Source organism: Mesorhizobium sp. M1322, from assembly GCF_040318085.1.
Lineage (GTDB): Bacteria > Pseudomonadota > Alphaproteobacteria > Rhizobiales > Rhizobiaceae > Mesorhizobium.
The window spans coordinates 95,662-104,845 of record NZ_JAMYLP010000010.1; the positions used below are offsets into that span (position 1 = coordinate 95,662).

Consider the following 9,184-nt stretch of genomic DNA (forward strand, 5'->3'; position numbering starts at 1 on the left):
CACCCGTTCAGTCGCCGGACAGTGGCGCCTCTCGCAGGCTAAATTTAGCTCAAACGCGAAAATCAACGCAACGCGGGGAGATGGTCGGAGCAACACATGACGGAACCTCAGAAAAAGCCGGGGGAGTCGGATCTTGCCATTTAACGGTTCAGGACGGACCACGGGCTCATTGTGGCGAACGGAAAGCAGGCCTGCTGGCGGCGCAGCCGCCCTCAACAAGAGAAATTGTGCAGTCCTACGAGCTTCCGCTCGACGGCATCCGGCTCTTGATTTCCTCTAGAATGTTGGTTGCGCGTGCGATGCGGCTGTACCTGGCCAGAAAGTCTGCCTTCGCCTGCTGACCAATCTGATCCCGAAGCGCCTTGTTTGCGCGCAGGCGCTGAAGAGCTTTGACCCAGTCGGACGGGTTGTCTGGCGACACCAGAATGCTGTTGACGCTATCCCACAAAACTTCTCGTATAACTGACAGGTCGGAGGACACTATGGGTCTGCCATGCGCCATATATTCGAAGAGCTTGAGCGGCGACATTCCCTCAGCGATATTTCGACCGCCGCCCTGCCCCTCTACATCTCTAAGATAGGGCGCGAGTACAACGTCCATTTCGGCCAAGTAGGCAGATGTCGCGGCGTGAGGAACGTAGCCGTGAAACACTATGTTCGGGCATTTGGCCAGCTTCGATGTCCAATACTCTATATCGCCTGATGTTCCCCCGACGATGTGAAATGTCGCCCAGCCGCATCGAGGCGCAATGGCGCTTATTATCTCCATGCCTTTTCCCTTATAAAGATGTCCGACATAACCAACCTTGAACGTGCCGCTGAGGCTGCATGGCTCGACATTCGGCGGAACAGGATCCGCGCCATTGGGCGCGATGAGAAATTTTCCCGCATGTTGAGGAAAGAGGCGGAGGCTGTCGTCCCGCAGACGTTGCGACGTGACGACCAGCATACGGAATGCCTCTAGGCCTATCAGTTTGGCAAGGCGCTGACGCTGACGTCTGCTCAAACTGCCAATCGGGTCGTGAAGTTCAAAAACGGTCGTGAACCCGAAAAGTCCGGCAGAAACAAGCGCTACAGTAGCCGAGCGTGTAAAGACGACATGCGGCCGCAGCCAGACCGCAGCAAGAAGCGCCAACACAGCAAAAAAAAGCTCCCGGCCAGGCATAGGCCAAAAGGGTACAGGGAGAACTCGGAATGGGAACTCGGTACCGAATCCGTATTCGACCGCGATCTTCTCATAATGATCCCGTGCATTCATGGAGGCGCGTGGAAGCGCTAGCAGGACCTCCGCTCCGGCAACCCAAAATGCATGGCACATCTTTGCGACTTGTACCGCATTGGCGGCCGGCGCCGGGACGTGCGCAGAATGTATATAGAGAAGCCGCATCCACAAAGCCTATTTTTCACGCGTCGCGGCCGGTCTGGTTCTTCGCCTCAGAGCCGCAAGTTCGGAGACCACGGGCTGGGCAGACGCACCCAAGTCGAACGACAAAAGCGCCCTCCGCCCCGGTGGCTCCATGGGTTGCGATAGTACCACTCTCCGGTTGCCTCACCAAAATCGAGCGTCGCCCTTTTTCGCGACCTGAGGGCAGGCCCAGCGACAGCACACGCCGCCCTTCACGGACAGGTTCTGACCACAGCCCTCATCAAAGCCCCAGCCAGCCAGCAATAATGTTGCGCTGTATCTCAGAAGTTCCGGAATAGAGTTTGCTGCCAATGGCATCACGAACGGCACGTTCGACGTCGAATTCGCTCAAGAAACCATAGCCGCCGAAGACCTGGACGACATCGAGCGTGGTGCGAACTAGCGATTCGCTCACAAAGAGCTTCGAAACGGCGGCGTCGAGGGAAACGGACTGGGAGCGCTCAAGGCCCCACGCCGCCTTGTAGACGAGCAGTCGGGCCGCCTCCACCTGCATCTTCATGTCGGCAATCTTATGGGCGACCGCCTGGTGCTTGGAGATGGCCTGGCCGGACTGACGTCGGGTGCGCGTATAGGCGACTGCCTTTTCCAGAAGCCGCTCCATGGTGCCTACATGACTGGCGAACAGGCACGCCCGCTCCCAGTCCATGCTTTGAGCGAACAGCCTGGAGCCGCCGCCCACTCCACCGAGAACAGCGTCCTTCGAAACAAATACGTCCTCGAAGACAAGCTCCCCGATCGGAGACGTCCGCAGTCCCATTTTTTCGAACTTTTGCGCGACCAAATAGCCGGGCAGCGCGCGGTCCACGAGGAAGCTCGTGATGCCGCCGAAATACCCCTTGGCGCGGTCAGTGACAGCAAAGACGACGGCAACATCTGCCACCGGTCCGTTGCTCACGAATGTCTTCGTGCCGTTGATTAGAAAGCCGTCGCCATGAGGCTCCGCCCGGGTTTGCATCGCAAATGCATCAGAGCCCGACTCCGGTTCGCTCATCGCATTGGCTGCGATCAAAGTGCCATCACAGAGCCCCGGAAGATATCGATTCTTCTGCTCTTCAGTGCCGAACTTCCAGATCGGCACCACGCAGGCCAGAAGGTGGGCGCAGATCGAGAAAACCAAGCCGGAATCCTCGCAGCCGTAGCCAAGCGCATCGATTGCAATGGCCGTGGACAGGGAATCGAGACCGGGTCCCCCGTAGGCCTGGGGGACTGGCAGGCCGGTCAGGCCCATCTGCGCGCAAGCTCCCCACAACTCGCGCTGGAATGCTTGGTCGCGGTCGCGCTGCCTGACATCTTTATTGAGCTTGTCTTGCGCGAAGCGAAGGATCTGGCCACGCAGGATACGCTGCTCCTCGTTCAGCGCGAAATCCACTACTCCATCCTCATCAGATGCTGGTAGTCGATTTTATCTGTCGATGTCTTGGGAAGTAACTGCTGATGCGAGAACCAGTCCGGGGCCATGTAGGCCGGCAAGTTGTGGGCGCAGAACCGCTTCAGTTCGATGAGCGACAGCGCATGGCCGTCGCGCGAGGCATAGAACACCTTTATGGAGACGCCAGACTCCTCCGATCGAGCGATCGCCGCCACCTCGGAAATCGCTGGATGGCGATAGAGCGCCGTCTCGATCTCGCCGAGTTCGATCCGATATCCCCGTCTCTTCACCATCCGGTCGCGTCGACCGCGGAAGGTGTAGACTCCGCCATCGCCTTCGATCACTACATCGCCGGTACGGTACCAGCGACCGTTTGAATCGACATGAAAAGCGGCGCTCGTTCGCTCAGGCATGTTCCAATAGCCCAGCATCACGGGAGCACCGCTGATTGCAAGCTCGCCTTCCTGGCCTCGCGGCACGTCGCGACCATTCACATCGATCACGCGTGCCCTAACATGCGAGCAGGCGCGCCCGATCGGAAACGGCGCCGAGCGGTCTTCGGCGATCGTCTGCGGGATTTCGTAGTAGGTACAGACGTTGGTTTCGGTTGGGCCATAGAGATTCAGGTAGCGTGCGCGTGGGACCACGGCCTTTAGCCTGCGCAGATGCTTGACCGGAAAAACCTCGCCAGCAAATAGAATGAACCGAAGAGCGTGGTCGTCCCGAGCATCAAGGCTGCCGTGCTCGACCAGAAGCGTGAGTACGGAGGGCGTGGAATACCAGACGGTCAACCGCCGCTCCGCGATAACCGACGCCATCCGGGTCGGATTCTTGCCGAGCTCCTCACCGATGAGGAATACGGTCGCGCCGTGCTTCAGCGGTACGAAGATGTCGAGAATAGACAGGTCGAAGTGGAAAGGCGCATGGGAGGAGAAGCGGTCGTTCTCGTCAGGGGCGAGGGTATCGGAGCACCAGTCCACGTAGCTCGAGCCGTTACGATGCGTCAGCATCACGCCCTTCGGCTGGCCGGTCGAGCCCGAAGTGTAAAGCACGTAAGCGAGGTTGTCCGGCCCCGGCCGCGCCCGTTCGTCCTCCACCGCCAGGCCGCCGGCCTCTACGCCAGCCAGGTACGTCGCGAGCGGCGAGGGACCGTCGGACCAGTCGAGCGGTAAGAGACAAGGTTCCGCAGCCAAGCGCGCCAACTCACAGCGCAAAGTTTCGGCTCGGGACGCCTCCACGAAAATCGCGCGCACGCCGCAGTCGTTAAATATGAACGCGTTACGCGCAGGCGGTGCCAGAGAGTCGACGGGCACGTAGGCCGCGCCCACCTTTAAGATGCCGAACAGAACAGCGAGCGAGGCGATCGATTTTGGAAGGCAAATGCCGACGCGGTCCGCCGGCTGGACGCCGATCCGACGCAGATGGTCGCGGACTTGGTCCGACAGCGTATCGAGCTCGCCATAGGTGATCTGCCGCCCAGAGCTCGCCTCGACAGCGGCGCACCTCTGGGGATACCGCCTCGCGCTCTGTTCAAGATACTCGTGTAAGGCAGCGACCGTCATGGCGAGCTCTATGTGGACGCCTGCTTCGACTGGACGAAATTGGCAATTTGGGTGATGGAGTTCAGGTTCTCCGGCACGAGTTCGTCAGGGGCGATTTCGATACCGCAGGATTTTTCCAAGTAGGCAACGAGCTTAAGCGTCGCCAACGAGTCGAGAATGCCGTCAGTTATCAGCTCCGTTGAATCCGTCAGATTCTCCGGCCTTTCACCGGGCAGAAATTCCTTCAATATGAAATCCCTGGCCATCGTCCTGATCTCGATCGCGTTCATTGTTCCTCCTCTTGTGGAGCAACCGCAAGGTTCAGGGGAATAGATCCTGGTGTTGCTGCAGCACTTCGTAAAACTTGTCGGCGACGAGCCGATGGCCGGCGGCGTTTGGGTGATCGTCCCAAGGTGCTACAAGAAGCGTCCGCCAGTCATGTCCGTCATACACACCGGAAAGATCGAGAACGTTAAAGCCAGCCTCGGCAGCGAGACGCTTCTCCAGCTCGATACTGGCCCTCTCGTCTGGTCTGGGTAGATAGATCCAAAAAACCCCGACCCCTTCTCGCTTCGCAGCTTCCACGATTCGAGAATAGATCGCACGCAGAAGTCTGTCTCCGTAGGGCGTGAGCTTTCTTTGAATTACCTCGTGGTCGGCACCGGGATCGATCCCGCTCTCGCGTACAATGTCGCGCACGAAGTCGTAGCGATATGCGGAGCCATTCTGGATTGCTTTTCCGAGACGCTTTAGCGTTCGTGTAACAAGCGCGCTGTGCTCGAAGTAAAAGATGTACTGTGGTTTGAATGCGAACACTCGATCCTCGATGATGGCCAGAATGTCCAGAGGAAGATAACCCCCAACAGCAAAGTTCAGCACCTCGTAGTGTCGATACCCGCTGTCGGCTGCCTGCGCATTCAGCCGTCGCTCCAACAGGCCCTCGAAAGTCTCGTCATCCGCGACGCCCTCGCCGAAGACATGCGAGGAGCCGACCATTGCGATGCGTGAGGTGCCGGGAGCAGGAATCTTTTCGTAGTCCTGATCTCGCATGCCCCAGCGGTTGATGTGGACCCGCTTTCCCTTGTAGTCTGCTTGGGAGAGTGGTCGCAGATAGGTCGTGGGAAGCGCACCCGTGAACTCGCTCAGCGGCGTCTTGTCCAAATTGTCCCAGCCGTCGTGTCGTCGTTGACCATAGACAATCCAGAGTTCTGGGTTAAATGCGCCGACATTGACGAGGTTCTCGTAGTAGCCGCGCTCCAGGTTCGCGTTGTCGCGGCTATTGAGGTTCGGCGCTCTAATGTCGGCCATTGCGGTACTGACCGTCTCCCCGAGGCGATCGTGAACCACGGGGAGCGAGATGCAAACCGCGATCAACCCGCATACACCGACCGACGCAACCGACCGTCGGAAACTGTACTGGCGGTCGGCGCCGCCGCGCGCGAGCGCAAGCGCAGGAATGCCAATGATAGCTGCCACCGCGACCAGTACGAGGGCGGGCGTCATTTTGCCAGGGGCTTCCACGCCCACAGTATCGAAGACCGACAACCATTGCGGGACCGAGCTCGCGCTCCAAAACGACCAAAGGAGGCAGATGACGACGAATACCCCAATGGTCCGGCTCGCAGTTTGCAGCGCACCGTTCCAGCTTAGTGCCCCGCCACGCAGGCGCCGCGTGCGACCGTGCCGCATTTCATAGTGGGCGTTGATCGTCACAAGCACGGCCAGGATCATCCAGAAGAGAAAGTCGTTCCAGGTGAACACCCAAGTGCCACGCAACCAGAACCACTGATAGTTGTGCAGAAGCCAAGTCGCGAGGAACGCGAGGAGGGTCGCGCTGACCAGCGCTACGCTCTCCCCCCAGCGTCGAAAACGAAAATACAACGGATAGTATACAATTTTCATTATGAAATCCTTCCAGTATATATTTATTCGACGCCAGAAATCTGTGAAACTTGAAGAAAGAAAGTACAGATTGTGGGTTTCTGGAAGGTTAAATCCAAATAAATGCAAAATCCCAGTGATTATGTGAAAAGTTCCTGAAACCTTCAGATAAAGTAAAAACGGCCATATGATAAATTGCAAAAGCTCAAGCTGATTGTGTACGTCCGCAGCATCGATCACAAACCGCTGGTACACGATACGGTAGCATATTAAATGGATAGCGCCGCGAAACATCCATTGAACACCTGTTTGATAAATATAATGCCGGTCAGCATTGTAGTAGCTGCTACAGAAAGTTCTAAAATCTACGACCGGAAAGAGCGGGAAGCACACGTTCGGCAACATGAAAAAATACGCGAGACGTTCCGAAACCGTTGCCATCCTCTGGTCACGCCGCATTTCGTACGCATAGACAATGAGACGGAACATGAACATTGACGCGAGCACGGGCCAGACGGCGCGCGTCCACGGGATCGCAATCCAGTCCATTCGTGCGGCGGCGAGCCCGCAGCCGGCACCAACCAGCGCCAGCACTCTCCATCCAAAAGCGATCGGCAGGTGGACAATTCCGATCAGTACGAGCCCAATGGCGACGATCCAGGCGGCATCGATGAGGCCCTCAAATCTCCAGTGGTGCCAGTTGGGCCCAAGGTTCGCGAAAACTGCGGCGATAGCCGCGAACGAGAGCAGCACGAAAAACGGCAGCCGGTAACGCTGTGGCAGGAAGTAGTGCACGCACCAGCCGGCGAGGGCAACGAGCAGGACGCGGACTAGCGCAGTAGACTCAAGCCTGAGGAGATAGACCAGCGCGATGAAAAGGGCCAGCTCGCCGGCTATGGCGGACCAAGCCAGGATGCTTCTCGACTCAGTCCCCGTAGGATCCGCCGACCAGGGAAGAGACAATGTCTTGATCAAATGCACGCTCGCGCGCCTCAACCAGCTGCCGGCGGACATCGACAAGAAGTCGCTTTGGGGCACGCGAAAGATCCGCAAGCTGCTGGTCCCCTTCCCATGGCTCCCATCCCTGACGGGCAAAGCGCCCGGTCCTTGGAGCGTTGCCTTGACTTCTTTGAACGAGTCTGGTTCCGCGCAAACGCAGAAGTACCCAAGTGTATCAGAAACAAATCGCTCCGCTGTGCCCGAGGTAACAGCGACCCGTCTCCAGATTGGAAGCCGATTCCGAATGGGACCGATCTGACCCACAAGTCGCGCCGCGAGCCGAACGCCGATGGCAGCCGACGCTCTATCTGCCTTGACCATCTTAATCCGGGAACGCTCGAGCACGTTTCGCCGATGCGAGCCAATCGAGACCAAGCGAGCCCTGTCGATCTTGAACTGCCTGTCCCGAGAAACGCTGGAATCTCTCCTTTGAGCCAAGGACTCACAGCCCACAGGGAACGCGGCGTGCGTTTTTAGCCGTCGGGGCATCAGAGGGGGCGTCCGCCACCCGTGCGCGGGCTCTGTTGGATCTGCTTGACCTCTGGACAGGAAGCTCCGAGCTGTATCGCGATCATGACCTCATTCGCAAAGCCAGCAAGCTCGGCAAATTCGTCGATCGCTAAGCAGCCATTTTCAGGCCATCCTTCGTATACCGACAATAATGATGAGCTGCGTCATGAACGCCAAGGAGAAATGGCGCGCTCAGGATCAAATACCTCACGGCATCCGGGTACATTTCACGCTGTCAAAAAGTCCGATCCATCGCCTTTGTGCGCGTAGTATCTTTCTCCAAACCGCACGCTGAGCTTCGCCAGAAACGTACTATTGCGTTCTGCAGGTAAATGGTTGAACGGCTTGAGTTCCGATCCAATCTCAGATGTTTTCTTGAGCATCGCAAGGCCGGTACTACCGAAGTCTACCGTCATCTGAAGTTGGTCTAAGTTGTCGTAGAAAATGCTCTGAACTACATAAAAAATCCTTCGGTTAGCAATCTCAATTTGGGGATTGTCCTTCCTTCGCCCTCGCATATATGGGTTCGGATCAATGTCATCGAAGCAGATTGTGCCTCCTTTTCGAACCAGGCTAAACCACGTATACACTTCATTCAACACGTGTTCTGGCGTGTGTAGACTATCTACATAGACTAAATCGATTCCATCCTGCAGAATGGGCGCTTTGTTTAGGATGGTCTTGCGATCTGTGGAGTCTGCCTGAACAAAGGTCCAGCGACAGCTAACTGCCGCACTTGAGCAATCCCGGATATCGACCGAGACCAGGTTCCCGCCGTTCTTCTCGCAGGCAGCAAGAATCATTTTAGTGGCCTGCCCCCGATCCGTCCCAAGTTCTAGAAATGTGCCATTCGGTCGCGCAGCCGCTGCGTCGTACAGCCGAACCAATTGCAGGGCTGCAATGGCCGCCTCACCGCACGATTGGGTCCGCTCTTGGGCTGCTCTAAGATATGAGATGACTTCCATTTTTTGTCCTTTCTCGCCAAAGCTGATCGTGTAGTCACAGCGCTACGATCGTTTAAACTGGCGATCCGTTGGACCTTCGCCGCGCAACACATTTAAGAGGACAAGAAGTCACTTTGGGGCACGCGAAAGATCCGCAAGCTGCTGGTCCCCACCCCATGTCTCCCATCCCTGACGGGTAAAGCGCCCGGTTCATTAGAGCGTTGCCTTGACTTCTTTGAACGAGTCCGGTTCCGCGCAAAACGTAGAAGTACCAGTACATAAGCGTATCAGAAATAAATCGCTCCGCTGTGCCCGGGGTAACAGCGACCCCGTCTCTAAGTGTCCGATCCAAAAAGGAGTGAGTGATTTCAGCAGGTTGTGATTCTGTCGGATTGCTGAGATTCGACGGAGATCACGAAGCCTTGGACCGAAACCACTCGCCCGCAGTATGAACGGCGCTGCCCGCGCTACGCAAGTGATCTGACCGATGAGGAGTGGACGCTGATCGAGCCGA

At 57.3% G+C, this 9,184-nt stretch carries 6 protein-coding genes and 1 pseudogene; 1 reads left to right on the forward strand and 6 read right to left on the reverse strand.

The features are described 5' to 3' along the window. Positions 1–235: 235 nt before the first annotated feature. The 6 genes from NKH12_RS06440 to NKH12_RS06465 form a co-directional block, all read right to left on the reverse strand. A complete protein-coding gene (locus NKH12_RS06440) occupies positions 236–1,387 on the reverse strand; it encodes a glycosyltransferase (RefSeq protein WP_352952365.1) in 1,152 nt (383 codons plus the stop codon). A 259-nt stretch (positions 1,388–1,646) separates the two neighbouring features. Further along, a complete protein-coding gene (locus NKH12_RS06445) occupies positions 1,647–2,795 on the reverse strand; it encodes an acyl-CoA dehydrogenase family protein (protein WP_352952366.1) in 1,149 nt (382 codons plus the stop codon). Continuing rightward, a complete protein-coding gene (locus NKH12_RS06450) occupies positions 2,795–4,357 on the reverse strand; it encodes an amino acid adenylation domain-containing protein (protein WP_352952367.1) in 1,563 nt (520 codons plus the stop codon). The genes NKH12_RS06445 and NKH12_RS06450 overlap by 1 nt, the downstream gene beginning before the upstream one ends. 8 nt (positions 4,358–4,365) lie before the next feature. Further along, on the reverse strand, positions 4,366–4,626 hold the full coding sequence (locus NKH12_RS06455; protein ID WP_352952368.1) for an acyl carrier protein: 261 nt from the start codon (positions 4,624–4,626) through the stop codon (positions 4,366–4,368). Between the two features lie 31 nt (positions 4,627–4,657). After that, complete coding sequence (locus tag NKH12_RS06460) at positions 4,658–7,270, reverse strand: SGNH/GDSL hydrolase family protein (protein ID WP_352952369.1); 2,613 nt, start codon at positions 7,268–7,270, stop codon at positions 4,658–4,660. A 683-nt stretch (positions 7,271–7,953) separates the two neighbouring features. Further along, positions 7,954–8,691, reverse strand: coding sequence for a class I SAM-dependent methyltransferase (locus NKH12_RS06465; RefSeq protein ID WP_352952370.1), 738 nt, complete (start codon positions 8,689–8,691; stop codon positions 7,954–7,956). A gap of 390 nt (positions 8,692–9,081) precedes the next feature. Between NKH12_RS06465 and NKH12_RS06470 the strand changes: the two are divergent. Next, positions 9,082–9,184 (forward strand): annotated as a pseudogene (locus NKH12_RS06470) (IS5/IS1182 family transposase); the annotation flags it as partial.